28 protein-coding genes, 3 pseudogenes and 1 riboswitch are annotated in these 26,112 nt (G+C 28.9%); of the genes and pseudogenes, 9 read left to right on the forward strand and 22 right to left on the reverse strand.

The window, feature by feature from the left end; genetic code table 11:
- Positions 1–131 precede the first annotated feature (131 nt).
- From M4I33_RS06190 to M4I33_RS06200, 3 genes are all read right to left on the reverse strand, one after another.
- Entirely contained in the window at positions 132–371 is a 240-nt protein-coding gene (locus M4I33_RS06190) for a hypothetical protein (RefSeq protein ID WP_257915997.1), read from the reverse strand.
- A 194-nt stretch (positions 372–565) separates the two neighbouring features.
- On the reverse strand, positions 566–1,564 hold the full coding sequence (locus M4I33_RS06195; protein ID WP_257915998.1) for a sensor histidine kinase: 999 nt from the start codon (positions 1,562–1,564) through the stop codon (positions 566–568).
- Entirely contained in the window at positions 1,565–2,236 is a 672-nt protein-coding gene (locus M4I33_RS06200; RefSeq protein ID WP_257915999.1) for a response regulator transcription factor, read from the reverse strand.
- 127 nt (positions 2,237–2,363) lie between these two features.
- On the opposite strand from M4I33_RS06200, the gene M4I33_RS06205 reads away from it, so the two are divergent.
- The 4 genes from M4I33_RS06205 to dhaM all read left to right on the forward strand — a co-directional run bounded on the left by M4I33_RS06205 (position 2,364) and on the right by dhaM (position 6,735).
- Positions 2,364–4,424, forward strand: a complete 2,061-nt coding sequence (locus M4I33_RS06205; RefSeq protein ID WP_257916000.1) for a sigma 54-interacting transcriptional regulator — start codon at positions 2,364–2,366, stop codon at positions 4,422–4,424.
- 247 nt (positions 4,425–4,671) lie between these two features.
- The gene (dhaK, locus tag M4I33_RS06210; protein ID WP_257916001.1) at positions 4,672–5,670 is read left to right on the forward strand and encodes a dihydroxyacetone kinase subunit DhaK; all 999 of its coding nucleotides are present in this window, start codon (positions 4,672–4,674) and stop codon (positions 5,668–5,670) included.
- Between the two features lie 15 nt (positions 5,671–5,685).
- Positions 5,686–6,309: a dihydroxyacetone kinase subunit DhaL gene (gene dhaL, locus M4I33_RS06215; protein ID WP_257916002.1), complete on the forward strand. Its 624-nt coding sequence runs from the start codon at positions 5,686–5,688 to the stop codon at positions 6,307–6,309.
- Positions 6,310–6,339: 30 nt separating this feature from the next.
- On the forward strand, positions 6,340–6,735 hold the full coding sequence (dhaM, locus tag M4I33_RS06220) for a dihydroxyacetone kinase phosphoryl donor subunit DhaM (RefSeq protein ID WP_194191560.1): 396 nt from the start codon (positions 6,340–6,342) through the stop codon (positions 6,733–6,735).
- Positions 6,736–6,766: 31 nt separating this feature from the next.
- Here dhaM and M4I33_RS06225 read toward each other — a convergent pair whose 3' ends face one another.
- From M4I33_RS06225 to M4I33_RS06240, 4 genes are read right to left on the reverse strand one after another with little or no spacing between them, the layout of a single operon-like run.
- Entirely contained in the window at positions 6,767–7,321 is a 555-nt protein-coding gene (locus M4I33_RS06225) for a zeta toxin family protein (RefSeq protein WP_257916004.1), read from the reverse strand.
- A gap of 2 nt (positions 7,322–7,323) precedes the next feature.
- Positions 7,324–7,488 (reverse strand): hypothetical protein, encoded by a 165-nt coding sequence (locus M4I33_RS06230; RefSeq protein ID WP_257916005.1) that lies wholly within the window; start codon positions 7,486–7,488, stop codon positions 7,324–7,326.
- A gap of 47 nt (positions 7,489–7,535) precedes the next feature.
- A complete protein-coding gene (catA, locus tag M4I33_RS06235; protein WP_257916006.1) occupies positions 7,536–8,159 on the reverse strand; it encodes a type A chloramphenicol O-acetyltransferase in 624 nt (207 codons plus the stop codon).
- 19 nt (positions 8,160–8,178) lie between these two features.
- Complete coding sequence (locus M4I33_RS06240; protein WP_257916007.1) at positions 8,179–8,466, reverse strand: hypothetical protein; 288 nt, start codon at positions 8,464–8,466, stop codon at positions 8,179–8,181.
- A 69-nt stretch (positions 8,467–8,535) separates the two neighbouring features.
- On the opposite strand from M4I33_RS06240, the gene M4I33_RS06245 reads away from it, so the two are divergent.
- Positions 8,536–8,880: a hypothetical protein gene (locus tag M4I33_RS06245; RefSeq protein WP_257916008.1), complete on the forward strand. Its 345-nt coding sequence runs from the start codon at positions 8,536–8,538 to the stop codon at positions 8,878–8,880.
- Positions 8,881–9,014: 134 nt separating this feature from the next.
- Positions 9,015–9,236: pseudogene (locus tag M4I33_RS06250) on the forward strand (IS256 family transposase); the annotation flags it as partial.
- Between the two features lie 65 nt (positions 9,237–9,301).
- Here M4I33_RS06250 and catA (M4I33_RS06255) read toward each other — a convergent pair.
- The 5 genes and pseudogenes from catA (M4I33_RS06255) to M4I33_RS06275 all read right to left on the reverse strand — a co-directional run bounded on the left by catA (M4I33_RS06255) (position 9,302) and on the right by M4I33_RS06275 (position 12,163).
- A complete protein-coding gene (gene catA, locus M4I33_RS06255) occupies positions 9,302–9,925 on the reverse strand; it encodes a type A chloramphenicol O-acetyltransferase (protein WP_257916009.1) in 624 nt (207 codons plus the stop codon).
- A gap of 153 nt (positions 9,926–10,078) precedes the next feature.
- A pseudogene (locus M4I33_RS06260) lies at positions 10,079–10,195 on the reverse strand (helix-turn-helix transcriptional regulator); the annotation flags it as partial.
- Positions 10,196–10,304: 109 nt separating this feature from the next.
- A complete protein-coding gene (locus tag M4I33_RS06265; protein WP_257916010.1) occupies positions 10,305–10,871 on the reverse strand; it encodes a hypothetical protein in 567 nt (188 codons plus the stop codon).
- Between the two features lie 75 nt (positions 10,872–10,946).
- Positions 10,947–11,501: a hypothetical protein gene (locus M4I33_RS06270; protein ID WP_257916011.1), complete on the reverse strand. Its 555-nt coding sequence runs from the start codon at positions 11,499–11,501 to the stop codon at positions 10,947–10,949.
- 101 nt (positions 11,502–11,602) lie between these two features.
- Entirely contained in the window at positions 11,603–12,163 is a 561-nt protein-coding gene (locus M4I33_RS06275) for a sugar O-acetyltransferase (RefSeq protein WP_257916012.1), read from the reverse strand.
- A gap of 151 nt (positions 12,164–12,314) precedes the next feature.
- Between M4I33_RS06275 and M4I33_RS06280 the strand changes: the two genes are divergently transcribed.
- Entirely contained in the window at positions 12,315–13,193 is an 879-nt protein-coding gene (locus tag M4I33_RS06280; protein ID WP_257916013.1) for a LysR family transcriptional regulator, read from the forward strand.
- A gap of 49 nt (positions 13,194–13,242) precedes the next feature.
- Here the strand turns inward: M4I33_RS06280 and M4I33_RS06285 are convergent, their stop codons facing one another.
- The 6 genes and pseudogenes from M4I33_RS06285 to M4I33_RS06310 form a co-directional block, all read right to left on the reverse strand.
- Positions 13,243–13,929: a 5'-methylthioadenosine/adenosylhomocysteine nucleosidase gene (locus M4I33_RS06285; protein ID WP_257916014.1), complete on the reverse strand. Its 687-nt coding sequence runs from the start codon at positions 13,927–13,929 to the stop codon at positions 13,243–13,245.
- A gap of 19 nt (positions 13,930–13,948) precedes the next feature.
- Positions 13,949–14,359: a peptide deformylase gene (locus M4I33_RS06290; protein WP_257916015.1), complete on the reverse strand. Its 411-nt coding sequence runs from the start codon at positions 14,357–14,359 to the stop codon at positions 13,949–13,951.
- 67 nt (positions 14,360–14,426) lie between these two features.
- Positions 14,427–14,675 carry a hypothetical protein gene (locus M4I33_RS06295; RefSeq protein ID WP_257916016.1) on the reverse strand — a complete coding sequence of 83 codons (249 nt, stop codon included), beginning with the start codon at positions 14,673–14,675 and terminating at the stop codon, positions 14,427–14,429.
- A 160-nt stretch (positions 14,676–14,835) separates the two neighbouring features.
- Positions 14,836–16,305: an immunoglobulin-like domain-containing protein gene (locus M4I33_RS06300; RefSeq protein ID WP_257916017.1), complete on the reverse strand. Its 1,470-nt coding sequence runs from the start codon at positions 16,303–16,305 to the stop codon at positions 14,836–14,838.
- A 108-nt stretch (positions 16,306–16,413) separates the two neighbouring features.
- Positions 16,414–16,605 (reverse strand): annotated as a pseudogene (locus M4I33_RS06305) (immunoglobulin-like domain-containing protein); the annotation flags it as partial.
- Positions 16,606–16,623: 18 nt separating this feature from the next.
- Complete coding sequence (locus M4I33_RS06310; protein ID WP_308367326.1) at positions 16,624–18,750, reverse strand: glycosyl hydrolase family 18 protein; 2,127 nt, start codon at positions 18,748–18,750, stop codon at positions 16,624–16,626.
- Between the two features lie 58 nt (positions 18,751–18,808).
- Positions 18,809–18,897: riboswitch (cyclic di-GMP riboswitch) on the reverse strand.
- 179 nt (positions 18,898–19,076) lie between these two features.
- On the opposite strand from M4I33_RS06310, the gene M4I33_RS06315 reads away from it, so the two are divergent.
- Both M4I33_RS06315 and M4I33_RS06320 read left to right on the forward strand, forming a co-directional pair.
- Positions 19,077–19,811, forward strand: coding sequence for a LytTR family DNA-binding domain-containing protein (locus M4I33_RS06315; RefSeq protein ID WP_257916018.1), 735 nt, complete (start codon positions 19,077–19,079; stop codon positions 19,809–19,811).
- 610 nt (positions 19,812–20,421) lie between these two features.
- The gene (locus M4I33_RS06320; RefSeq protein ID WP_257916019.1) at positions 20,422–21,114 is read left to right on the forward strand and encodes a sensor histidine kinase; all 693 of its coding nucleotides are present in this window, start codon (positions 20,422–20,424) and stop codon (positions 21,112–21,114) included.
- A gap of 13 nt (positions 21,115–21,127) precedes the next feature.
- On the opposite strand, the gene M4I33_RS06325 is transcribed toward M4I33_RS06320, so the two are convergent.
- Genes M4I33_RS06325 through yqeB form a run of 4 tightly spaced genes read right to left on the reverse strand, consistent with a single transcriptional unit; the run spans position 21,128 to position 25,902 of the window.
- On the reverse strand, positions 21,128–22,468 hold the full coding sequence (locus M4I33_RS06325; RefSeq protein ID WP_257916020.1) for a hypothetical protein: 1,341 nt from the start codon (positions 22,466–22,468) through the stop codon (positions 21,128–21,130).
- Between the two features lie 33 nt (positions 22,469–22,501).
- The gene (locus M4I33_RS06330; RefSeq protein WP_257916021.1) at positions 22,502–24,253 is read right to left on the reverse strand and encodes a sigma 54-interacting transcriptional regulator; all 1,752 of its coding nucleotides are present in this window, start codon (positions 24,251–24,253) and stop codon (positions 22,502–22,504) included.
- A 34-nt stretch (positions 24,254–24,287) separates the two neighbouring features.
- Positions 24,288–25,079 carry an XdhC family protein gene (locus M4I33_RS06335; RefSeq protein ID WP_257916022.1) on the reverse strand — a complete coding sequence of 264 codons (792 nt, stop codon included), beginning with the start codon at positions 25,077–25,079 and terminating at the stop codon, positions 24,288–24,290.
- 34 nt (positions 25,080–25,113) lie between these two features.
- Complete coding sequence (yqeB, locus tag M4I33_RS06340) at positions 25,114–25,902, reverse strand: selenium-dependent molybdenum cofactor biosynthesis protein YqeB (protein ID WP_194191539.1); 789 nt, start codon at positions 25,900–25,902, stop codon at positions 25,114–25,116.
- Between the last annotated feature and the right edge of the window lie 210 nt (positions 25,903–26,112).

Consider the following 26,112-nt stretch of genomic DNA (forward strand, 5'->3'; position numbering starts at 1 on the left):
ATAAGGTTTCTATGATTAAATGTATTTTAAATAATAAGTTTAGAATTTTTATATTATTTAAGAGATATCCTTTGACGGGTTTTTTACAAAAAACAAAAAGCAGCTAGATGACTCTAACTGCTTTATTCTTCTTATTTATTCGCATTTTTAAGATATATTTTGTAATATTTGTTTAATGAAAATATTATTACCAAAATTATTATAGAAACAAAGTAACTTAATGATTCTATATCTGAATTTCCACTATTAATTGGACTAGCATTAAAGATAACCCAAGGTAAAATTATACTAATAATTACTGTAAATACTATATACATTATTTTGTTATCAAATATATATCTAAATATTTTATTATCATATAACCTATTCATCTCTACCACCACGTTTCAAAAGATAATTTTGTTTATTTATATCTTGCGTTCATTCCTCTAGCTCCATTCTACTAGCTCTTAACATTACTTCTCTTTTATTAATACTTATCCTTCTAACTAAACAAATTTTATTATTTGTTTTATAAAAGCTGTACGAGCTGTGCCTTTAGAGATCCAACCTTTAATATGTCTTTTTATTGACTTGAAATGAGTGTAAGGTCTATTGTTTCTAAGTTTATTTTTACTCTTGTGAATTTTAAGACCTCTGATTCTATCTCTATTTTGTGTGATAGTTTTTTTAGAATATTGTTGCATAAATAAAGGCCTAGCCCTGTAGATTTCTTATCGTTTCTTCCGTTAAAGCCTGTAAATCCCTTTTCAAAAACTCTAGGTAAGTCAGATTTTTCAATTCCAATCCCATTATCTTCTATAACTAAAGTTTTCCCTATGTTATAGATAGATATCTTTCCACATTCTTTAGTGTATTTTATAGCATTTGATAAGATTTGCTCTATAACAAAAAGAAGCCACTTTTCATCAGTTACTATATTTAAGTTTAAGGGTTCATAATTAAGGCTTATCCTTTTCCCTATAAAAAGCCTTGAATACTTTCTAATAGCTTGTTTCACTATATCATCTAAAGAATATTCCTTTAAAACCAAATCAGAAGACATCTCATCTAGCCTAAGGTAACTTAAAACCATATTTACATACTGCTCTATCTTAAAAACTTCATTTGAAATTGCTAGATTATAATCATTTTCTTCTCTTTGAAGTAGAATCTTACTTGCAGCTATTGGAGTTTTTATTTGGTGAGCCCAAAGGGTAAAATAATCTAATATTTCTTCTCTCTCCCTCTCACCTTTAGCTACTTCCTTTGCCTTTTCATTAAAAACTAAACTTATTATATCTTTATAATCTTCTTCTATTAAAGACTTACTCTCTTCTAAATTTTCTATAGAAATTACTCCATTATCTAATATATTTTTTAATCTATAATGCTTATTTTTATATTTTATAAAGCCTATTATAAGTGAAATAATAACCGCTACAAAAAATAAAACTAACCCGTAAAATATAGGTTCAAGTGGCAAGTTATAAAGGAAGAACACTATTAAATATATAAAGGTAAGGGATAACACTCCCCCTAAAAACTTAAGATTATCTTTTAAATAATTAAATATAAGCTTCATCTATTCCACCACATATCCTATTCCTTTTTTAGTTAAGATAAAATCATCTAAGCCTATATCTTTTAGCTTTTTTCTGATTCTAGTAACATTTACAGTTAAGGTGTTATCATCTATGTAATTATCGCTCTCCCAAAGCTTAGTCATTATATTACATCTTGAAACTATCTTTCCTTTATTCTCTAAAAGAATCTCTAAAATCTTAAATTCATTTTTAGATAATTCTAGTCTTTCCCCATTATAATTTAAAGAAGCATCACTTAAATTTAAGATAACTCCTCTATGTTCTATAAGATTATTTTGAACTGAAAAATCATAAGTCCTTCTTAAAAGTGCTTGAACCTTTGCAGTTACTATATTTAAATCAAAAGGTTTAGATATAAAATCATCAGCCCCTTGAGTTATAGCTAATAATATATTCATGTTGTCAGAAGTAGAAGAAATAAATATTATAGGCACTTTAGAAATTTTTCTAATTTCACTGCACCAATGATACCCGTTATAAAAAGGCAAAGATATATCTAAAAGTACTATTTGAGGATCAAACTCTACAAACTCCTTTAAAACATCATTAAAGTTTTCTACAGCTAAAGTTTCATACCCCCAAGTTTTCATATGATTACAAAGTTCTGTGCTTATAACTAAATCATCTTCTACTATAAGTATTTTGTGCATAAATCTAACTCCTATCTAAAATTTACTATTTTACCCTCATTATACTATATATTTCTATTAGCCCAATTTTCTATTTTCTACTATAATTAAAATATGCTTAATTTAAACTACTTAAGGAGGAAATTTTATGATACAGATTAAATCTATCATAAACCACGAAAAAGGACTTCACGCCCGTGTTGTGGCTATGGTTGTCATAAAAGCAAATGAGATTAATAAAAAATATAACTGCAATTTATATATAAAATATAAAGATAGAGAAAAGATTCTTGCAACTAGCTTAATGCCTTTAGTTCTTTTAAAGGTTAAAAAAGGAGAAGAAATTTATCTAACTTGTGATACAGACGATATTAAGCCTTTAAAGGAATTTTCAGAATTTATAGAAGGTGATTTTATTGTAGATGAAACTTCTCAAGAAGAGATAGACGATATAATAACAGATAACAACATAACTTTCGAAGAAGTTTTAAAGAGCACCTCTAACGGTATAATCGTAGTAGATAGCACTGGAGATATAATTCTTACAAACAAATCTGCTGATAATATCTTATCTATAAATTACAAAGATGTCGTCAGCAAAAATGTAAACGATATTTTGCCTAAATTCCCTATAAGTTCAGTTTTAAAAGATAAAAAACCTAGACTTGGCACTAAAATTCACCTAAAAGATAAGATGCTTTTAATAAATACTAACGTCATAGAGATAAATAAAGAGCTAAAAGGTGCTGTTTCAATCTTTGAAGATATCTCAAATCTTGAGAAAATAAAATCTGAATTATACGAAGTAAAAGAATTAAAAGAAAGACTTCAAATTATAGTTGAAAATGTTCACGATGGTATTTGTCTCTTAGATAAAGATGGCTTTATTACTTATGTAAACAAAGCCTACTTAAAATTAACTGGTGAAAGTGAAGAAAATCTTTTAAATAAAAATATTAAAGACGTCTCAAAAAATGGCCTAAGGCATATGGTCTTAAAAACTGGAAAAGTATCTACAGGCAATATTATTAAAAAGCCAAGCGGAACTGTAGTCGTCGGGTCTGTCACTCCTATAAAATTAGATGGAGAGATTGTTGGAGTTTTATCTATAATTAAAGACCTTTCAGAAGTTCAAATTTTAACTGAGATGGTTAACGAAATCTCAGCAAAGGCAGAATACTTAGAAGGTGAACTTTACAGACGTGAAGAACCAGATAAAGCTTTTTCTAAATTTATAGGGCGAAGCGGGACAACCTTAGATGTACTAGCCCTAGCTAAAAAAGCTGCAAAAACTAATGCTACTGTCTTAATAAGAGGTGAAAGTGGTACAGGTAAAGAGCTTATAGCAGAAGGAATCCACCTTTCTTCTTCAAATAACAAAGGTCCTTTTGTAAGAGTAAACTGCGCAGCTATCCCTGAAAACCTACTTGAAAGTGAACTATTCGGTCACGAAAAAGGCTCTTTTAGCGGAGCTTACAAAAGAAAATTAGGTAAGTTTGAACTTGCAAACAACGGAACTATCTTTTTAGATGAAATTGGAGAGATGGGAATTAATATGCAAGCTAAAATCCTTAGAGTTATTCAAGAAAGGGAGTTTGGAAGAGTTGGTGGCACAGATACTATAAAAACTAATATTAGAATAATAGCTGCAACCCACAGAAACCTTGAAGAGATGGTAAAAAACTATGAGTTTAGAGAAGACCTTTATTATAGATTAAATGTTATCCCTATAAATATTCCTCCCCTAAGAGAAAGAAAGCAAGATTTAGCCTTTCTTATAGGACATTTTCTAGAGATGTTTACAAAAAATAACTCAAAAGAAATCTTAGGAATAAATAACGACGCTATGGAATGTTTCTTAAATTATAAGTGGCCCGGAAACGTTCGAGAACTTCAAAACCTTTTAGAGCGAATAGTTACCCTTTCAGAAAATGACTACATAACTTTAAAAGATTTACCTATCCACATAAGAAGCGAACTAAACGCCTTCGAAAAAGAAGAAAAAAATAAAATCGAAGAAACAATAACTAATTCAAACGAAGTTTTAACTATGAAAGAATACGAAAAACTAATTATAGAAAAAGCCCTAAAAAAATACGGAAGCTTTAATGCAGCCGGGAAAGCTTTAGGTCTAACTCACAAAACTGTAGCCGCTAAAGCAAGAGCCTTCGGCATAGAAAAAGTAATCCTTTTTAAGGAAAAGAACTAGGTTGGTAAAAAAGAACAATCTGTTCTTTTTTTCTTTGTTCTTTTTTACCAACCTTTATTTTTATTATTTAAAACTATTTTCTATAATCCTACCTAAACTCCCTATTCTTCTACCCTTAAAGCCCCATTTATTAAATTATAAAACTTTTGGCACAGCTTTTGCTCTTAATTACTTATGAGAATTAATTTAAGAATACAGTTTAATTTTAATAAATAGAATTAGTTGAAATATTTAGGAGGTTTTTAATATGAAAAAATTAATAAATAACCCAAACGAAGTTTTACAAGATATGATGGATGGTATGGTTTTTGCGCACCCAGAATACTTAAAAAAGCTTGATAATTTTGATGTGATAGTTAGAAAAAATCAAAAAAAGGATAAAGTTTCTTTAGTAAGTGGTGGTGGAAGTGGACACGAGCCAGCACACGCAGGCTATGTAGGATACGGTATGCTAGATGCAGCTGTTTGCGGTTCAGTTTTCACATCCCCTACTCCAGACCAAGTTTTAGAAGGAATAAAAGCTACTGATAATGGAAACGGTGTTTTACTTATAATTAAAAACTACACAGGAGATATAATGAATTTCGAGATGGCTAAAGAAATGGCCGAAATGGAAGGAATAAAGGTTTCACAAGTAGTTGTAAATGATGACGTTGCTGTAGAAGATAGCTTATATACAGCTGGAAGACGCGGGATCGCAGGTACAGTTTTCGTTCACAAAATAGCAGGTGCTAAAGCTGAAACTGGTGCTACTTTAGAAGAAGTTACAGAAATCGCAAACAAAGTAGTTAAAAATACTAGAAGTATGGGGATGGCCCTAAGCTCTTGTATCGTGCCAGCTGCTGGTAAAGCAAACTTTTCTTTAGCTGAAGATGAAATAGAAATCGGAATGGGAATTCACGGGGAACCTGGAACTCACAGAGAAAAGATCTCTACTGCAAACGAAATAACAGACCAGCTTCTAGATAAAATATTAAAAGATATGCCTTTAGATAAAGGCTCTGAAGTAGCAGTTATGGTAAATGGCTTAAGTGGAACTCCTTTAATGGAGCTTTATATAGTAAATAAAAGAGTTCGTGAAGTTTTAAATTCTAAAGGAATAAATATTCATAAAACTTTTGTTGGAGAGTTTATGACTTCTTTAGAGATGGCAGGCTGCTCTGTAACTTTAATTAAATTAGATAATGAATTAAAAGAATTATTAGATGCAAAAGCAGATACACCAGCATTTAAAATATTTGACTAACTTGGAGGAATAATTATGGTAAACGGAAATAAAGTAATTGATATATTAGGAAAAGTAACAGAAGTAATCTCTCAAAACAAAGATTATTTAACAGAATTAGATGCTGCTATAGGAGACGGAGATCACGGTTTAAATATGGACAAAGGTTTAAAGGCTGTTATGTCTAAACTAGAAGCACATGATGGAAATAATATAGGGGATATATTAAGGCAAGCTGGTATGACTCTAGTTTCAAGTGTTGGCGGAGCTTCAGGCCCTCTATATGGAACTGCTTTTATGAAGGGTTCTATGATAGTAAATAATAAATCTGAGATAGATATAAATGACTTTTTAAATATTTTAAAAGTTGCCTTAGATGGAATAAAGCAAAGAGGTCATGCAACAGAAGGTGAAAAAACAATGATTGATGCATTATCTCCTGCTGTAGTTGAGCTAGAAAAAGCAATACAAGACGGCGATTTAGATAAATCTGCCTTAAATAGAGCCGTAAATAAAGCTAAAGAAGGAGTGGAATTTACTAAAACTATAAAAGCTACTAAAGGACGTGCAAGCTACCTTGGAGATAGAAGTATAGGACATGCTGATGCAGGCGCAACTTCAATGTATTTAATATTAAAAACAATAAGCGAAGAAGTATAGAAAAAAGACATAAAGAAAGGAAGATTACGTATGGTAGGTTTAGTTATAGTTTCACATAGCACAAAAATCGCAGAAGGCGTAGTAGAAATGTCAAAGCAAATGGCAGATGGAGCAAAGATGATTGCAGCAGGTGGTACTTCTGATATGAGAATCGGAACTGATGCTTTTAAAATATCAGAAGGTATACAATCTGTATATTCAGATGACGGTGTTTTAATATTATTTGACCTTGGAAGTGCTTATATGAATACAGAAATGGCAAAAGAATTTTTAGACCCTGAAAGTTATAATTTAGATATTATAGAACCAGTTGATTGTGCTCTAGTAGAAGGCGCAATAACAGCAGCTGTAGAAAGCTTTTTAGGTAAATCTAGAGAAGAGATTAAAGCTTCTCTTAAAGACTTATCTTTAAATAAAATGCCTTAAGTAAAAAAAAGTGCTAATTAAATTACTTTAATTAGCACTTTATCCATTTCGGAATGACTTTATCTTTCCAAACGAGAACTCCATTATCATATTGAACTACTTGTCTAAATCTTTCAGTATTATCATATATACTTAGCTCATCGCAAATTTCAATTATTTCTTTTAAATTCTTTAGAGATTCATAATATCTTCTTTCTATATCTTCATCAGGTATACCATGTCCTCCAACACTAACTCTATGTCTAACTCTCTCCTTAGCTATTTCTGGATTTTCTACTCCAATATAATTTACAACTATATTAAACCCTTTTGATTTTGCATATTTAATATTTCTAATTATACTTTTACCAGTCAAAGTTGTCTCTTGATTAAAAGATATACCTTCAGAAATATAATTTTTTATAAGCTTTACGGCTTCCCTTGCACATTTTAATTGAAGATTCTTATCTTTCCAGTTACCTATTCTAGATACCATTTCATCCGTATTTATTCTTTTTTCACCACTATTTTCATTAAAATAAATTGATTTGTATATTGAAGTTTTACCTGCTCCATTTACTCCTGCAAATATTGTGTATTGTGGCATACTTATTTACCAATAACCTTTGCTTGTTCAGTTTGTAGTACAAAATTTGATAAAGTCATATAGAAATCTTTTTCTTCTTTTGTTTTAGCCTTTTTAAATAAATCCTTTAATTCACTATAAGAGTAATTTAAAAACATATCATATAAATTTCTTTCTTTTTGTTCCATAAAACTTACCTCCAATAAATCTATTTGCCTATATTATATAACATAAATTAAATATGTAATAGTTCTTGAAGTTCATTTATAAATCTACAAACATGAAATCCATCACAAACAGCATGGCTTACTTGTATTGCTAATGGTAACAAATATTTTTCGTTTTCTTTATAATACTTACCCATTGTAAAAATTGGAGATAAATAATTATATCCATTTTTCAAATTCAAATTAAACCCTTCAAATGTGGTCCAAGGAATCATTGATATTGGAAAATTATTATCAGGTATATTAGGTTTTGCATGCATCTTATTTGTATTGCCAAACTCCTCCATATCTTTATTAAAAGCCTTTAAAAATATATCATAATCTTTATTATATTCAGTCCAAAGGTTTGAAAAAGTTTCAGTTTTATTATTAAAAATAGTATAACAAGGAATCATCTCATTAAAAATTCCAACTCTCCCTTCAACATCAAAGGCAATTCTAAATTCACTGTGATTATTAACTACTTTTGTAATGCTGTGTATCATCTTTGGATAGATCTTTTGATTAGAATTTTTTAGTTTTGTTATATCAAGTTTTACTGTCATACTGTAAGTACACGGAACTTCATCTAAATAGTAATCAAAATATTCTCTTCTATTCCACTCGTCTTTGTTAATAATTTTAAAGCCCATAACTAAATCTCTCCCTGCTCTATTTATCTAATTCGATAGCTTTCATCCTTAAATTATCATCATTTGTTATCCTAAAGATAATATCTCCAATTTGTTTATCCCTTTGATTGCTTATTTCTATTGTATTCTGATAATTTTTCTCCATCTCTGCTATTTCTGATTCGCTAAACCCACCATCAATTGAAACGATTTCCAAAGTATTAATATTTTTTAATTCCCCGTTAGTTTTTGAATAAGCTACTATCCCACCCATACTTATTAGTGATGTTACTACTAACATCATCACTAAAACTTTCTTTTTTATCATTACAATTCCCCCTCATTATATGTTACAATAACATTATTACATATAATGGAATAAGAGGGTTATTTTACAATGAAGAGATATTTAAAAATACCAATATTTTTTAGCATAATAATTATAATTTCAACTCTATCATTATTTTTACTTAAATTAGGTTTCAATGGAGTTAAAGGTTTTTATAATGTTGGAATTGCACAAAACGAACTTTATTATTCAGAAAATTACGATTATTTCTTTAGTAAAAATGATACAGCAAGTATAAAAAAAGTAATATTAACAATCGAAAAAGATAATTTTGAACTTATAAATCAATTAGGTGATACTTTTATTTTAGAAAAAGATGATCAATTATTTAATTTAACAAAGAAAAGTTTTTTAAATCATTTTTATATTTGGGATTTGACATCAGTTGAATAATCTTAAATTAAAAAAAGCTATCTGATTTGGCACTGTAGATAAGTTTGTGTAAATACAAATTTATCTACAGTTTTTTTGTATACTTAGGTGGTAAATTTGGAGTAATATCCTTAATAAATTAAGGAGGATTTTAAATAACAAAGGAAATTAATTATCAAGAAGAAATTAAAAATTGTAAATCTGTCGAAGATTTAGTTGGTAAAAACGGATTGATGAAAAAATTATTTAAAGATGTTATGTAGCAATTACTTGATGCGGAAATGGAAGAACTATATGGAGTTGAATTATCAGCGTCTTCTATTTCTCACATAACTGATAAAGTTCTAGGAGCCGCTGCAAAATGGCAGAATCGAATGTCTTTCTTTTTGTTCCATAAAACTTACCTCCAATAAATCTATTTGCCTATATTATATAACATAAATTAAATATGTAATAGTTCTTGAAGTTCATTTATTAATCTACAAACATGAAATCCATCACAAACAGCATGGCTTACTTGTATTGCTAATGGTAACAAATATTTTTCGTTTTCTTTATAATACTTACCCATTGTAAAAATTGGAGATAAATAATTATATCCCTTTTTCAAATTCAAATTAAACCCTTCAAATGTGGTCCAAGGAATCATTGATATTGGAAAATTATTATCAGGTATATTAGGTTTTGCATGCATCTTATTTGTATTGCCAAACTCCTCCATATCTTTATTAAAAGCCTTTAAAAATATATCATAATCTTTATTATATTCAGTCCAAAGGTTTGAAAAAGTTTCAGTTTTATTATTAAAAATAGTATAACAAGGAATCATCTCATTAAAAATTCCAACTCTTCCTTCAACATCAAAGGCAATTCTAAATTCACTGTGATTATTAACTACTTTTGTAATGCTGTGTATCATCTTTGGATAGATCTTTTGATTAGAATTTTTTAGTTTTGTTATATCAAGTTTTACTGTCATACTGTAAGTACACGGAACTTCATCTAAATAGTAATCAAAATATTCTCTTCTATTCCACTCGTCTTTGTTAATAATTTTAAAGCCCATAACTAAATCTCTCCCTGCTCTATTTATCTAAGTTTGATTATATACCTTAAATATAATATTATATATATTTATCTAAAATTTCATTAAATCCTTTAGTATCTCTCAAAAATTCTAAGCTTTCATCACTTTTTATATTGCTTATCATTATATCCTACTTCCCTTTTCCCACTTATTAACTGCGGGAGCTGAAACCCCTAACTTTTCTGCTAATTGTTCTTGAGTTAAATTTTCTAATTTTCTCTTTTCTCTTATAATCTCATTTATCTTCATATCCCATACCTCAACTATTTTTTCTTTATTTAAACAAAAAAATCTGTTGCTACTATTAACTCCTTGAAAAGGAGCTTTAGCCTCAACAGATATTTACTATTATTAGGTTTTATTTTAATGATTTTCTCAAATCATCATAATTTCCCTTTAAATCATTTAAAATGTTTTCATTATATAAAGACTGTGCTTCCAATGTTCTATTATTTGTTTTTTTATTCTCAATAATTTTGTATATTCCTTGACCTCCACCTACAGGTATATAACAATCCTTATTATCAGTTCCTTTCTTTAAAAACATTAATAATTTCTCATCTTTTTTAGGAGTTATATCTAAATCCGCATCCTGCAATATTTTAATTTCATTTTCTTTTATGTCTCCTTTTATTACCTCTGATACTTTTACAGTACTCACTTTAACTGGCACATCTTTATAATCTCTATTTTCAATAGTATCTGTTCCTATAATTTCAACAATTAAATCTGATTCAGATTTTAATACTGTTAACGATGGTATTTCCTCATAACTTGCATGTGCTTTATCATTTTTTATACTTAACTCTCTTCCTATTGTGTTGCTATCTTTTATAAACTCATTTGATTTAATCTTAAATAACACACCCCCAAATATAACTACAGCTCCCAAAACAAAAATAGAAATTATTTTCTTCTTATTCATAACTTCACCCCTTTTACTTTTTAATATTTCCCATACCTCTTTAAATATTTTAAATAACTTAAGATCCCCAACTTATTAAGCTAGCGATCTCTTGTTGTTAATAATATTTATAAATTCATTTTTTTCCAACTTATTCTTAAAGTACATACTAGGGATTATAACTCCTGATATTCCTTCTTCTAAACGTGAATTTAAAGTTATATACAAAGAGTCTTCATTTTCAAATACATCTTTTATATCAATATATTTAATTATTACCTTTTTTTCGTTTATAAATTTCAAACTAATATTATTTTCATTTAACTCTAAAACTTTTTCCTTTAATAACATATCATAGTTAGATCTTAATTGCCTTTTTAAATTAAATTCAAATATCTTACTAATCGATATTTTATTAAATATCAAGGTGAAAATTAATGCAATAAAACCCATTGCTAAAGTAACTTCTAATGAATTTTCAGCACCACCAATATTATTATTTTTATATTCTCCATAAGTTATAATGCCTTGATATATAGTTGCTATCCAAAATACAATCGATGGTAAATATATTATTATCCCAATTTTTTCTCTGAAAAAAGATTGAGCCTTATTATAATCATCTAAACTATTTTCAAATCTTACTCTCATAAAAATCCCTTCATAAAACAATTTACTGTTAAATTATACCATAACTATTGTTTACAAACTATATCCTATCCGTTTTTAATTTATTTAAAAATCCCATAACCTTATATATTCTTAATAAATCTTGCAGGTACTCCAGCATAAACAGAGTTATCTTTAACATCCTTAGTAACTACACTCCCTGCCCCTATAATAGAATTTTCACCAATAGTTACCCCAGGACAAACTGTAACTGATGCCCCTATCCAAGCGTTCTTTTTAATCCTTACTTTTTTAAGTATCACACCTCTACGGTTTTTAATATCAGTTGGATGATTTACAGATAATAAATTCACACTAGGTCCAATTAAAACATTATCCTCTATCTCAACTCCGCCTAAATCAACTATCATACACCCCTTATTTATAAATACCCCTTCCCCAATTTTTATATTTGCTCCAAAATCAGTATTAAAGGGAGTTAAAACCTGAACTGAGCTACTAACTTCCCTTCCTGTAATCTCTTTTAAAATTTCTCTTATTTCTTCTGGCTTTTTATATCCTAAATTAAGTTCTGAAGTTAACTTTAAAGTCTTTTCTAAAACCTTATTAATATCAGAAAATATTGGATCGTCATAAAGAATTAAATCTCTCTCATTTATTTTTTCAATTAAATCTTTGCACATAATAACCTCCTAAAGCTCTTATATATTTCTTATCTTAATTATAAAATCTAAGCTTTAAGATACCAAATACCTATATTAAATAGAATTTTATGCCTTTTAAGCATACTTAATGTTATAATCTATAGTAAATAATTTTATTTAGGAGTTAAAAATGGAGATACGCTTATTAAAATATTTTTTAACAGTAATAAAAGAAGGTAGCATATCTAAAGCTGCTGACGCCCTTCATATAACGCAACCTACCTTATCTAGACAATTAAAACAATTAGAAGATGAATTAAATACAACTCTCTTTAAAAGAGTAAGTAGAAATATATCCCTTACAAAAGATGGTTTTTTATTACAAATGCGAGCTAAAGAGATAGTAACTTTAGTAGATAAAACTGAAAAAGACTTTTTATCAAATAATGACTTAATCTGTGGTGATATATATATAGGTTGTGGCGAAACTGATGCTATGAGAATAATTGCACGTGCCACAAAAAAGCTTATAAAAGATTACCCTAATATAAAGGTTCATTTATTTAGTGGCAATGCAGACGATATTACAGAAAAACTTGATAAAGGAATCCTAGACTTTTGTGTTTTTATAGAGCCTTCAGATATAAAAAAGTATGACTTTATAAAACTTCCCTTAAAAGATACTTGGGGCCTTTTAGTGCCAAAGGATAGTTTATTATCTTCTAAAAAACATATTACAAAAGATGATTTAATAGATATCCCTCTAATAACTTCAAGGCAAAGTTTAGTGCATAATGAGTTTTCAGGTTGGCTTGGCTTTGATTATGACGATTTAAATATAGTTTCAACCTACAACCTTATATTTAATGCTTCTTTAATGGTGGAAGAAGGGGTAGGCTTTGCACTATGCTTAGATAAACTAATAAACACAAGCCTAAATAGCAACTTATGCTTTAAGCCACTTTACCCTAAATTAGAATCTTCTTTAAGCTTTGTATGGAATAAAAATCATGCCTTCTCTAACCAAGCTGAAAAGTTTTTAGAAAAGTTAAGAGAAGAATTGTATTGAATAACTAAAAAGCACCCTAAATAATATTTTTTAGAGTGCTTTTCTATATTTACTTTAAATCTCTTATTATTAATTCTGTTAAATTTAAAGAATTATTAGCAGCTAACGTGCAATTTTTTTCAAATGCTTCATTACCACTTTCTTCTTCAGTATCTGACATTGATCTAATTGCTAAAAAAGGAATACTATTTACATAACAAACGTGTGCAATACTTGCAGTTTCCATATCAACACATAGTGGATTATGGTTTTTTATTATAATATCTCTTCCACTATCACTTATAAAGGCTTCACCTGTAACTATTTTCCCAAAATAAATTTTTTGTTTGAATTTATTATTTTCTACTATCTTTTTAGAAATATCTATTAATAGTTTGTCTGATTTAAAATAACTATTCTTCATCCAAGGATGGTACTCTGTTAATATACCTGTTTCAACATCATGATATGATATTTGAGATGCAATAACAGTATCTCCAACCCTTAAACTGTTATCAATTCCCCCAGCTACTCCTGTAACTATAATATGGGTAACTTCAAACTTATCTATCAAAATCTGAGTAGCTATTGCAGCATTAACTTTGCATACCCCTGAAAAAAGTGCAACAACGTCTACCCCTTCGAATTTACCACTATAAAAGTTTAACATAGCATAAGAATTCTTAATCTTTCCTTCTATCTTATCTATAAAAGGCATAATCTCATCTTCAGCTGGACCTATAACCCCAATTCTCATATATTCATCCTCCTAAACTTTAAATTATTATTCCTTCAAAATGGTCTATTTCATGTTGAATAATTTGAGCTGTAAAGCCTTTAAAAGTCTCTTTGTGCTTTTTAAAATTCCTATCTAAGTATTCTACCTCTATAGTTTCGTATCTTTTAGTTTCTCTAAATCCAGTTAAAGACAAGCAGCACTCTTCAGCACTATATTGACCTTCCTTCTTTAAAATAATAGGGTTTACCATAGGAACTATTATATTTCCTACACTAAAAACTAAAATCCTCTTTTTAACCCCGATCATATTTGCTGCCATCCCTACACAATACTCTAAATTCGCTCTTAAAGTATCTTCTAAATCCTTTATTACTCCTATATCATTTTTAGTTGCTATTTCTGACTTTTGATTTAAAAATAATACATCTTTTACAACTGGTTTTATCATTTATCTATCAAACCTTTCTATGCTTTTATAATAAGATTATACTTCATAAAGCTTAGGTTTAAATAATTTATTTAGTACTTTTAGAGATTTTTGTTTTTGAAATTAATGCAACTAACACCCCTAAAATCATATATTTTAAAATAGATTTATCCACCAAAACATTAAATTGCGTCCCATCTGTCCAGTTTGAACCACTGATATAATTTACTGCATCCTCTCTTCCCCAAATAACGCTATTATAGATTATATATAACCCTATACAAAATATTATTATTCTAATAATCGTCTCTATATTTTCCTTTAAAAATTTTCCCATATTTTCTCCCCTTCTTTTTTCCTATTTTTACCATATTAATACTTATTTCTATTAACGTAAATATATTAATAGAAAAAGAGCACGATATTTTTAAATACCATGCTCTTTTCTTCTTACTAATTACTTTTTCTAACTTTATAATATTTAGATTTCTAATATTTTATTTGATTAATTTCCAAGAATCATCGCTACCTGGCTTTGATGTTGTCCACCATTTAGCTTCATATATCTTTCCTTCAAAAGAAACCTGCATTCCGCCAGTACAAACCATTCCTTCATACCAGTTTAAGCTTCCGTCTTCATTAGGTTTAACTATCTTTTCAAATGCTTGTGATTTGTCTGGTGCTTCACCTTGAACCCACCACTTAGCTTTGTATTCTTCACCTTTGTAGATAACTATTTCTCCGCCATAATAGATTTTATTAATATCAAAAGTATCTTCTACAATAGAGTTATCTTTTACAGTTATAGTTCTAGTTTTAGTTGTTTCTAAACCTTCACTATCAGATACTTTATAAGTTAAAGTGTATTTTCCACTCTTTGAAGTATCAACTTTTCCTGTAACTTCAATCTTAGAAGTTAAGTCTCCGTCCTCTTTATCGTTAGCCTTTACTCCTTCTAATGGATTAAAGCTATCTCCTAAATTAATAGTCTTATCTTCTATTCCACTAAAAGTTGGAGCTGCATTTTTATCTGGAATTTCTTCTCCTGTTCCAAACTTTTTAAATAGGTTTGTATGCTCGTATGGAGCGTATATTCCTTTATTTGATTGAGCCATAGAGTCTCTATTTATAGACCACATTGAAGTCATTCCAAGCCCTTTTTCTATAGCGTGATCAACTACTAAGCTAGTCCACTCCTTAGGGAAGATTGGGTGTGCTTCTCCTTCAAATCCTACTGAAACTGTAGTTCCTATCTTTCTATATGCTTCTTTGTCTGTTAATTCTGTATTTGCATACTTTTTGTAATATTCTTTTAATTGATCTTTAGTGCTATCTACTGCCCTAAGTGAAGCTGTTCCGTAGTTTTCACCTGGAAGAAGAGTAGCTTGTCCGTAGCACATAGTCATAATATTTACTAAATCAACCTTAACCCCTTGAGAAAGGTAAGCTTCTAAAACATCTAACTGAACATTTGTTAAACCGCTAGGTAAAACAGCTAAAGTTAAAACTACTTCTACGCCAGTTTCATCTTGAACTCTCTTTATTGCTTTAGCGTTTTGGATGTTTAACTGTTTGTTAGTTGAAGTTGCACCTTCAATATCTAAATCAATCTTAGTTAAACCATAGCCTGTAACTATTTCTTTATAAGTGTTATATAAAACGTCAACATCTTGAGTAACTTCCCAAATAGCAGTTCCATTTAATCCTCCTAAAGAAATTGCAACGTCTCCGCCTAATGCTCTAACATCTTTTATAGCTTGTTTTATACCTTGGTATTGAGTGTTATCTTTATGTCTTTCACTTAAGACATCAAAACCTCCAAATCCCCAGTTAACTTTTCCGTTTTGAACTCCTGAAGTTGCTTGAATAAATCCTAGGTTAAAGAATTTTACTCCTGTATCTTCTGATATTTTCTTTAAATTTAAAGCTCCATTTACAGAGAAATCTCCATTATTCCAAGCTGTCATATCTGCAAAAGGTGCATTAACTTGCTCTGCCCACTCTACTCCTTTTCCAACTCCAAAGTCAGAATCTTCTACTGGTGGCTTAACTTCTTCATTTTCTACAGTTATAACTCTATTTTTAGTAGTAGTTAATTCTTTACTGTCTGATACTTTGTAAGTTAAAGTGTACTTTCCTTCTTTGCTTGTATCTACAGTTCCTTCTACTTTTATTTTTGAAGTTAGATCTCCGTCTTCTTTATCTGTTGCTGTAACTCCTTGAAGCTTATCAAACTTTTCGTTTAATTTGATAGTTTTATCTTCTACTCCTTTTAATTCTGGAGCTTAATTTACTTCTGGAGGTGTAACTTCTTCAGCCTTTACAGTTATAACCCTGTTTTTAGTAGTAGTTAGTCCTTCTTTGTCAGATACTTTGTAAGTTAAAGTGTATTTTCCTTCTTTGCTTGTATCTACAGTTCCTTCTACCTTTATTTTTGAAGTTAAATCTCCGTCTTCTTTGTCAGTTGCTGTAATCCCTTGAAGCTTATCAAAATCTTCATTTACTTTTATAGTTTTATCTAAAACTCCGCTAAGTACAGGTGCGCTATTAACTTCTGGCACTTTTTCTCCAAAAATAGTTTGTTTGTAAATTTCAGGTCCAGTTTCAGACATACGTTGAACTATCTCTATGCTTTCAATCTTAGCATCTCCAGATAATTTAAATGTATAAGTTTGTCCTTGTTCTATATTTTTACCTTCCCAAACTGATTTTAAATCTACAACTGTATACCCATTTTCATAAGTTACAGTACCAGATGTATAATCTCCTCTATTTAATGCCTTGTCAGTTTTTAAATATAGTTTTGGTGCTTTTATAGTTTCAGCACCTCTTTCAACTTCTTTTAAAACTCCATTAGACTCTTCTGCTTTTTCATTATTTTTAATAGTTATCTCATATCCTTTTTTATCTACTCCCCACTCTTGTTCGTAAGTATTTACAGTAGCTGAAATATCTAAATTAGAATATCCTATATCATGCTTTTGTAATTCATTTTCTCCAAAAAGACCTTTTTTAGTAGCTGTAGTTAATTCATCTCTTCTACTAGAATTATTAGTAGGTGCATCTTGAGATGCCATCCAGCCTATAACTCCACCTAGATTATTTTCCTTTACATACTTAGTCTTTTCATTTATAGATTTTACGTTATCATAAGTAAAGAATTTCCCTGTTGATTCGTCATAAAGGTATGGCGCCTTAGCTGTGTCATCCCAATATTCTTTAAGCCCTGGATAATTAGCTTTTAACTTATCTAAACTTCTGTAAGACCAAACACCGCTACTACGTCCCCCGTCTCCGACAGTAAGTGGTGCTTCGTTTGGAGCTCCATATGACGGAGTTTGATCTGCATCTTTTGAGTTCTTTTCAGCGTCTTCAAATAATCCTGGTAATTCCTTATTATCTCCTTTAGAAACCTTATTCCAACCTCTAGTATAATAAGCTGCACCTATAACTATCTTTTCAGGTTCTGCACCCTTACTTAAAAGATAATCAACTGATTCATCAACTGATAAGTTATTCCCTTTTAAGCTATCATTCGGGTTTGCATAAAGTCCTGTTTGGTGACCACTTACAGGGTCCCAAGCCCCTCTCATGTCATAAGTCATTATATTTGCAAAATCTACTACGTTAAATAATCTATCAACATCTACTCCTAAGTCTACCTTAGCTTTAGGTGCAGGAAGTGCTACTGATAATTCGTAGTCTTTATTAACTTCAACTCCTTTTTTATCTAAAGCGCTTCTTAATTCTTCAAGTAAAGTTATATAGTTTTCCTTATCTTCTGGGATTGAATGTATAGCACCTTCATCATTTTTATTATCAACTAAGTCAGGCTGCCTTACATCACCTGGGTATTCCCAATCTAAATCAATAAAATCCATATTAGTGTAATCTACGAATTTTATAATATTTTTTATAAAGTTATCTCTCTTATTTTTGTCTCTAGCTATTAAAGAGAAATCTCCAGACTTAGACCATCCCCCAACAGATATTCCTATCTTTAAGTTAGGATTCTTAGCTCTAAGTTCTTGAAGTGCTATTAAAATTCCAGCGTTTGGTGCTCCCCACTGAACTCCAGCTTGTCCGACTGGCGCCCCTGTTGCAGCATCCTTATCTGTAAATACTAAGTCTCCATTAGAATCAAAATCCATAAATGCAAAGTTTAAATGAGTTAACTGGTCTGCTGGAATATCCTTTGGATAAAAGTTCCCTTGACCTCCCCAAATAGACCAATCCCCATAATACATTACATTACGCTTTTGACTTTGGTTTTTTGTGCTTGTTTTTTGTGTAATTTCCCTACTATTATTTGCTGCAAATGCCTCTAAAGCAGGTGAAATAGTAGATGCTACCACTGTAGCCATAATAGTTGTAGCTATTATTTTTCTGATTTTTGCATGGTTTTTTGCCATTTAAATTTACCCTCCTAAAATTAATTTTTTAGAAAATCAACCCTCGAAGTTTTTACTTCTAGGCAGCTGGCTGGCATAGCTATAAAAAAGCCTTAGCCCCTATAGTTTTGCGTAAATCACATTTCTGTGACCTTGCTCTTTTCTAAGTAGTTTTAAATGTTAACTTTTACATTAATAGTATATAATTTGGTAAATTTTATGTATACATAATTGCAAGTTTTAAGGTACTTTTTGTAACTTTTAATTAAAGATGTACTGCAAATTATTGTAAAATTATGAAATTTTAATGTATAATACAAATATCTCTAAAAAGAAAGGTTTTTTTTATGATTAAAATTGGATTATGTGACGATAACTATTTATTTATTAAAAAACTATCAGAAATATTAAAGGATTTATCTAAAAGCGAAGGCTTAAATATAGAAATAACATCATTTGAATCTTCAAAAGACCTTTTAGATTTTTACGGTAAAAATAAAAGCTATTTTGATGTTATTTTTTTAGATATATTAATGGATAACGATAGACTAAACGGAATAGAAACTTCTAAAATAATCAGAAAAACTTCTTCTGATATCTTTATAATATTTGTAACTAGCAGCAAAGATTACGCTTTAGATAGCTATAGCGTTAATGCTTTTAGTTATATTTTAAAGCCATTTTCAAAAGAAGATATCAAATCTAAATTTTTAGATGTATATAAAAAAATAGAATTAAATAAGAAAAATATCTTTTACGTTAAAAATAATCAAGATATTTTCACATTAGATTTAAACAAAGTCCTATACTTTGAATCAAACTTAAGAAAAATAACAGCCCACCTTATAAACGGTGAAAAAATCTCTTTTTATAACAAGATGTCAAACTTAGAAGAAGAAATAAAAGATAGAAATTTTTTAAGAATCCATAGAAGTTTTCTAGTGAATTTACTTTATGTAAAAAATATAATTTCAAAGGATTTAATAACTACAACAAATAAAGCATTACCTATAAGCAGTAAGTATTTATCCTCATCTAGAGATATATTTACATCTTATATAAAGGTTAAGCTTTCTAGTTAAAGGAGTGTTTAAAATAGCTTTAATTTACCTTTTTATAACTTCAGTATTTATAATTTACATATCAAAAATTCACCTTAATTTTAAGTTAAAAGATATAATACCAACCCTTTCTTTTAGCCAAATTTTTATATTTTTATTATTACTAGGTGTGTTTTTTAATAAGATAAGCATATTGAGCTTTCTTTTTTACATAATTATAGCTTCGATTTTACTTTCTTTTTTCTACAAAAAAGAATTGTTTAATATTTATTTATTAACTTTAAAATCATACTATTTACTACTTATATCACTTATAGCAGTTTCTAGTTCTTTTGAAATATTACTTAAAAATAACACTTATTTGATTTTTGAGTACAAGCCTTATCTTTATAGCTCATATTTTATTTCTATTGTCTTATATATAATCTTTGAAATACTTTTTATAAAGATACTAAACTTTGAAAAACTTAAATACATATTAGATTCAGTAAATAAATTAATTCCCTTATCTATGTTTATTTTGCTTATAATAAAAAATTTAAGTCTTTTATATGTGTTATTTTACTCAAAACACGCACCACTTGTCACTTACATAATATTTATTTCAATTTTGTTAGAGCTATATTTTGAGGTGTTTATACTTATTGGAATATCAAAATCATACGATTTATCTATCTATAAGCACAAAAACAAAATATTAAATATGCAATATGACTTACAAATCTCTAACCTAAAAAGACTAGAATCTAAAGAAGAATATATAAGAAAAATATCTCACGATATAAATAACCACAAAATAGCACTTCACACTTTAATAGAAAATAATGAAAAGGAAAAAGCTTTAAATTACCTAAAAAACTTAGGAGTAGATTCTTATAAAACAAACGAATTATACACTAAAAACAATATTTTAAATGCTATCTTACTATCAAAAAAAGAAATCTGCACTTTAAATAATATAGATCTTTCATTAGATATAAAGATTCCAAGCTCCTTAAAAGTTTCTGATTTTGATTTATGTATAATCTTTGGAAACCTTTTAGATAACTCAATCGAAGCTACTAAAAAGCTTAAAAAATCTCCCTATATAAGGGTAAAAGCTAAAATAATTAATTCTAACTTAGTTTTAGAAGTTAAAAACAATTATAATGGAGAACTTGTAATTAAAAACAATAATATTTTCACAACTAAAAAAGATAAATTAAACCACGGCTTTGGAATATCTAACATAAAATCTACAGTATCAAAGCTTAATGGAATATACGAAATAAATAAAGACTCTAAAGAATTTTCATCAATCATTATGATTCCTTTAGAAAATTAAAACACCAGTATTTTTACTGGTGTTTTCTTCTTAAAAGAAATAAGCCTACAAAAGGTAATAAAAATGGTAATTTTTTTATATTTTCAACCTCTAAATTCCCTTCTTCTAAGGGCTTAGCCTCATTTTTATCCTTTTTTATTTCTTTATTATCTTCTTTTTTAACGTCCTCTTTAATTTCTTCCTGCTTGTCCTCACTTAGAGAGACTTCGTCTTTAGCTTTAGTAATATCTTTTTCTTCTTCTTTTACTTTTAAGTCTTTATCTAACATTTCTATAACAGATTCATACGAGACTTTATCATCTTTTTTAACCCTTATTTCTATAGAAAAATCATTCTTTATCCCGTCTTCACCTTTATCAAAAACCCTTAAAAGATACGAAGTATAATTCCCTAAATCAAATTTTCTAATAAGCCTAACTTCTTTATCTTTTATTAAACCTTTAATATAATCTAAATCTTCTTTTTTAGGCTTATCATCAAAAGTAATTATTATAGGATCTTTTTTTACTAATTCTTCTTTAACTTCCTCTTTAATTTCTTCCTGCTTCTCCTCTTTTAATTCTAAAGAGTTTTCTAAATCTTTAGGCGCTTCAGGTTTCTCAGGTCTTTTATCAGGCTCTTTATCTTCTAAAATTTCATCAAAAGAATTATATTTATCAATATTTAATATCATATCTTTTATAGAAGAATAAGATTTATCAAACCTATCTACCCTGATTTCTAGCTTATTTTTTCCAGAATTTAAAGAGAAGTATTCATAATAATCGTCTAAATAACTACTATTATATTTTAATTTATTTAGTTTAACTAAGGATTTAAAATAACTATCTAAATACTTCTTTTTATCCTCTAAGCTTAAACTTCTCTTAACTTCAACTAAAAGGGTAGAATCGCTCCTTTTTAAAACTGGCACAATATTTAAAGCTATAAGGGATTTACTTAAGCTATCACTTGGATAATCACTAACATTTACAGTGTATTCCCTAGATCTATCACTTCCATCTAAAGCCCTAGCCATAACCCAAACTCTTCCTTTTTCTTTTCCTTTAATATATGCCTTATTTCCATCTTTAGAAAAATCTATAACACTATCTTTTCCTGTAACTTTCCATTCGATTTCTTTTTTAGTAGCGTTACTATCTACATACCCTTTTATTTTAATATCAGCTCCAACATATAACGTCGAATTTTCAGGTATACCATCTATAAAAACATCCTTTGAAAGTACAGTATTTTTCTCGCTTTTAAAGCTTTCTTCCTTTGATTTTAAAGCTCCCTCATCCAATGCAAAAACAAAATCATTAGGAGTAAATATTACTAAAAATAATACTAATGCTAAAACCTCTTTTTTCAAACCCAAACCACCTATACCAAAAACTTTAAAGCTTTATTTTTCTATCTTTCTATAAAGTGTAGCTATTCCAATTCCAAGCTTCTTAGCTGCAATCTTCTTCCCTATAGTATCTCTACCATAAATATCTAAAACTTTATTTATATAATCTTCCTCAAGCTCTTTTAAAGTCTTTATTTCCTTATTTTCTAATATCTCAATAGCTTCATTTTCCTTTTTATATTCAACTATGCTTTTAGGGAGCATATCAAACTTTATAATCCCATCATCCAAGCAAAGATTAACCATAAACTCTATAGCATTTTCAAGTTCACGCACATTTCCCTTCCAAGGAAACTCGTTTAACTTTTTCAAAACATCATCGTCTATAGTATGAACATACTTATTAAAAATCTTGCTATACTTTTTTACAAGTTCATACGCTATAATCTCTATATCTCCTCCTCTATCTCTTAAAGGGGGAAGCTCTATAGGGATTACATTAAGCCTATAATATAAGTCTTCTCTAAACTTTCCTTCAGAAACTAAATCTTTTAAATTCCTGTTAGTCGCTGCAATAATCCTTATATTAAGCTTTATAAGTTTATTAGAACCAACCCTAACTATAGTCCTCTCTTGAAGTACTCTAAGTAATTTAACTTGAAGATATAAGGGCATATCCCCTATTTCATCTAAAAATATAACCCCATTATTTGCAAGTTCAAACTTCCCTACTCTACCGTTTGTACTAGCACCAGAAAAGGCCCCTTTAACATATCCAAAAAGCTCACTTTCTAAAAGTTCTTCTGGGATTGCACCACAGTTTATAGCTATAAAAGGCTTGTCCTTTCTATCACCTTCAGAGTGAATAGCCCTAGCTACAAGCTCTTTTCCAGTACCACTTTCACCAATAATAAGTACAGTAGATTTAGAGTGTGCTATCTTTTTAATTTTGCTCTTTAACTTAGTCATAACAAGAGAATTCCCTATAATCTCATTACAACCTATAGTATTTTTACCGTGAGTTATATTTACTACTTCCTTTTGTACAGTATTATCTTCTCTAAAAACTAAGACTTTATCACATTCTTTATTTCTAAGAAAATTCTTAATAACTTTCCCTACAATCCTAGTCTTTTTCCCAGAAATATCTATATTATATATAGTCCTCCCCGGATAATAATCTCCTGTATCTTCTAAAGTAATACTACCACCTATAACCTTTGGTGATACCTTTAATATTTTCATACCAAAATTATTAATTAAACTTATCTTTTTTTCTTCATCTAAAGTAATAACTCCAGTATCTATAGAATCTATAATTTGTTTTAAAAATTCTACGCTATCTTTAATTTCTAAAACTCTCTTACTCTCAATAAGCTTAATTGCAATAAATTCTGCAATCTGCTTTAAAAATTTCAAATTCGTATCTAAATTTTTAGATAAAATCTCCCTTTGCAAAGGATTTGAACAAACTAAACCTATAACTCCAAATATCTCACTTGAATATTTAATAGGAACTGCAATTTCCATATACTCTTCACAGTTTTTATAATGCTTGCAATCTTTGCAAAGCTCATTTTCTCCTGGGTTTTCAACAACTAATGCTTTTCTACTTCTTAATACTTCTCTATAAATAAATCCTTCAGTATGTATACTTTCAAAAACCTTATCTTTATAAATTCCAGTACCAGATACCCTAAATAAATCTGAATCTACGATTTCAATATCTATTTGTAATATGTTAGCTAAAAGCTTTGCATATTCATTTACAGATTCGTATATATCCTTTAACTTTAAACTTAGCATTTATAAACCACCCTCATCATAAATTTTTTATACCCTATTTATCTTTTAAATGCGTAAGTGTCCCTTTATTTTTAACCTGTAAAATTTCCCCTAGTATACTAAATGCAATTTCTTCTGGAGTTCCATCTGATATATCAAGCCCTATTGGCATATAAACTTTATTTATTGTCTTTTCGTCAATCCCTTCTTTTAAAAGGCCATCTCTTAATTCCTTAACCTTTTTCCTGCTTCCTAAAACTCCAATATATTTATAATCTTTATTAATTAAAATTTTAAGCCACTTAGAATCAGTTACATGCCCTCTAGTTGCAAGTACAATATAGGAATCTTTAAAATTTATCCCTTTTAAATCTTCCTCATTATCACAAACTAAAAATTTATCTATATTTTTAAAAGCTTCAAAATCTTTAAATTCTTCCCTGTCTTCAATAACAATCCTGTTAAAATTCATAGTTTCAGTAATTCCCATAATGCTTTGAGAAATATGCCCTCCCCCAAACACTATAAGTCTAGGTTTTGGCATAAAAACTTTTATATACCCTTCAACATTTCCACCACAAGTCATCTTAATACTACCGCCTTTATCTAGCTTATACTCAAAGTTCATTCCGCTTTCCTTATCTAAAGCTTCCATACACTTATTAATGATGCTGTTTTCAATAGCACCTCCACCAATAGTTCCAAAAAGCTCCCTGTCTTCATTTACAGCCATAATAGTTCCAGACTTTCTAGGAGTTGACCCTTCTGATTTAGTGATTATTGCTAAAGCTATCTTTTTCCCTGAATCTAAATTTTCCGAAATATTTTTTAAAATCTTCTCATCCATAATAAATAACCTCTCCTCTTTTTAATCCTTAGTTTTATTTTAGATACATAATTGCTTCAAGAACTGCACCGCCAATACATCTTGCTTTGTCAGAAATTAAATCACAATTTCTTTTTTCTTCTTTTCTTGGATCTATATCTGCAATCTTAAAACCTTTAGTAACATAAAATCCTTCTCTAATCATTCCCCTAATAATACCTGAAAGTGAAGCTAAAACTTCAACACCATCTATTTTACAAATTACTTCACCCTTATCAACATAACTTCCTATATCTTTTATTATGTTAAGTTCACCTTCTACAGGTGAATATATAACTCTTTCTATGCCATATCCTTTAATAATTCCAGGAACCCCTGTATTTTTAGATGCAGGTCCCTCAAAAATAAGTCTCCCTAAATTATGCCCTCTATTAGTTTCAACAACTATATCAACATCCTTAGAAGCCTCATATCCAGGCCCAACAGCTACAGTTATATCAGCCATAGATCTGTTTGTCCCTATATTCTTTTTACATAAGGTAGCATCAACTAAAGCTATATGAGGCACCTTTTCTATAGCTTCCCCGCTATTATCGACTAAAACTGCAACCTTTCCTTCCTCAAATATAGAAAATACATCCTCTATACTAGAAGCTCTCTTAGACGTAACATCCTCAACTGTAAATTCACCTTCATAAATAGCCTCAGACAAACTTACATTTCTTCTTATAGCAGAAGGCTTGTCTATCTCTAAAGCAAGCACATTAAACTTAGCTCTAAAAAGCTTTTGAATAACGCCAGTTGCAATATCTCCAGCCCCTCTTACTATTATTGTTTCTCTCATAATTTCATCCCCTTTAAACGTTTTTATAACCATTATTTTTTTATTCTCTCAATTAACATTAATTGTATAATAGATAGAAAATATTTTCAAATTTTCTAGTTTTCCCTTTTGGAAATATCTAATTAAAAATAATCCCTTCTCTTCTTAAAACCCTCTCTTAATTTCTATATACTATACTTTTATTTTTTAATTTTTTTAATTTTATAAATT

Source organism: Clostridium sp. LY3-2, assembly GCF_024705715.1.
Taxonomy (GTDB): domain Bacteria; phylum Bacillota; class Clostridia; order Clostridiales; family Clostridiaceae; genus Clostridium.

Coding starts and splice junctions, on each gene's coding strand:
- M4I33_RS06270 (WP_257916011.1), bottom strand. CDS start 11,501: ATGAGAGTAAGATTTGAAAATAGTTTAGATGATTATAATAAGGCTCAA.
- M4I33_RS06285 (WP_257916014.1), bottom strand. CDS start 13,929: ATGAGAATTGGGGTTATAGGTCCAGCTGAAGATGAGATTATGCCTTTT.
- M4I33_RS06295 (WP_257916016.1), bottom strand. CDS start 14,675: ATGGGAAAATTTTTAAAGGAAAATATAGAGACGATTATTAGAATAATA.
- yqeB (WP_194191539.1), bottom strand. CDS start 25,902: ATGAGAGAAACAATAATAGTAAGAGGGGCTGGAGATATTGCAACTGGC.
- M4I33_RS06280 (WP_257916013.1), top strand. CDS start 12,315: ATGGAGATACGCTTATTAAAATATTTTTTAACAGTAATAAAAGAAGGT.
- M4I33_RS06335 (WP_257916022.1), bottom strand. CDS start 25,079: ATGGATGAGAAGATTTTAAAAAATATTTCGGAAAATTTAGATTCAGGG.
- M4I33_RS06190 (WP_257915997.1), bottom strand. CDS start 371: ATGAATAGGTTATATGATAATAAAATATTTAGATATATATTTGATAAC.
- M4I33_RS06195 (WP_257915998.1), bottom strand. CDS start 1,564: ATGAAGCTTATATTTAATTATTTAAAAGATAATCTTAAGTTTTTAGGG.
- dhaL (WP_257916002.1), top strand. CDS start 5,686: ATGGTAAACGGAAATAAAGTAATTGATATATTAGGAAAAGTAACAGAA.
- M4I33_RS06200 (WP_257915999.1), bottom strand. CDS start 2,236: ATGCACAAAATACTTATAGTAGAAGATGATTTAGTTATAAGCACAGAA.
- M4I33_RS06300 (WP_257916017.1), bottom strand. CDS start 16,305: ATGACAGCTTGGAATAATGGAGATTTCTCTGTAAATGGAGCTTTAAAT.
- M4I33_RS06230 (WP_257916005.1), bottom strand. CDS start 7,488: ATGGAACAAAAAGAAAGAAATTTATATGATATGTTTTTAAATTACTCT.
- catA (WP_257916006.1), bottom strand. CDS start 8,159: ATGGGCTTTAAAATTATTAACAAAGACGAGTGGAATAGAAGAGAATAT.
- M4I33_RS06275 (WP_257916012.1), bottom strand. CDS start 12,163: ATGTGCAAAGATTTAATTGAAAAAATAAATGAGAGAGATTTAATTCTT.
- dhaK (WP_257916001.1), top strand. CDS start 4,672: ATGAAAAAATTAATAAATAACCCAAACGAAGTTTTACAAGATATGATG.
- catA (WP_257916009.1), bottom strand. CDS start 9,925: ATGGGCTTTAAAATTATTAACAAAGACGAGTGGAATAGAAGAGAATAT.
- M4I33_RS06225 (WP_257916004.1), bottom strand. CDS start 7,321: ATGCCACAATACACAATATTTGCAGGAGTAAATGGAGCAGGTAAAACT.
- M4I33_RS06240 (WP_257916007.1), bottom strand. CDS start 8,466: ATGATAAAAAAGAAAGTTTTAGTGATGATGTTAGTAGTAACATCACTA.
- M4I33_RS06310 (WP_308367326.1), bottom strand. CDS start 18,750: ATGGCAAAAAACCATGCAAAAATCAGAAAAATAATAGCTACAACTATT.
- M4I33_RS06205 (WP_257916000.1), top strand. CDS start 2,364: ATGATACAGATTAAATCTATCATAAACCACGAAAAAGGACTTCACGCC.
- M4I33_RS06315 (WP_257916018.1), top strand. CDS start 19,077: ATGATTAAAATTGGATTATGTGACGATAACTATTTATTTATTAAAAAA.
- M4I33_RS06265 (WP_257916010.1), bottom strand. CDS start 10,871: ATGAATAAGAAGAAAATAATTTCTATTTTTGTTTTGGGAGCTGTAGTT.
- M4I33_RS06245 (WP_257916008.1), top strand. CDS start 8,536: ATGAAGAGATATTTAAAAATACCAATATTTTTTAGCATAATAATTATA.
- M4I33_RS06330 (WP_257916021.1), bottom strand. CDS start 24,253: ATGCTAAGTTTAAAGTTAAAGGATATATACGAATCTGTAAATGAATAT.
- dhaM (WP_194191560.1), top strand. CDS start 6,340: ATGGTAGGTTTAGTTATAGTTTCACATAGCACAAAAATCGCAGAAGGC.
- M4I33_RS06290 (WP_257916015.1), bottom strand. CDS start 14,359: ATGATAAAACCAGTTGTAAAAGATGTATTATTTTTAAATCAAAAGTCA.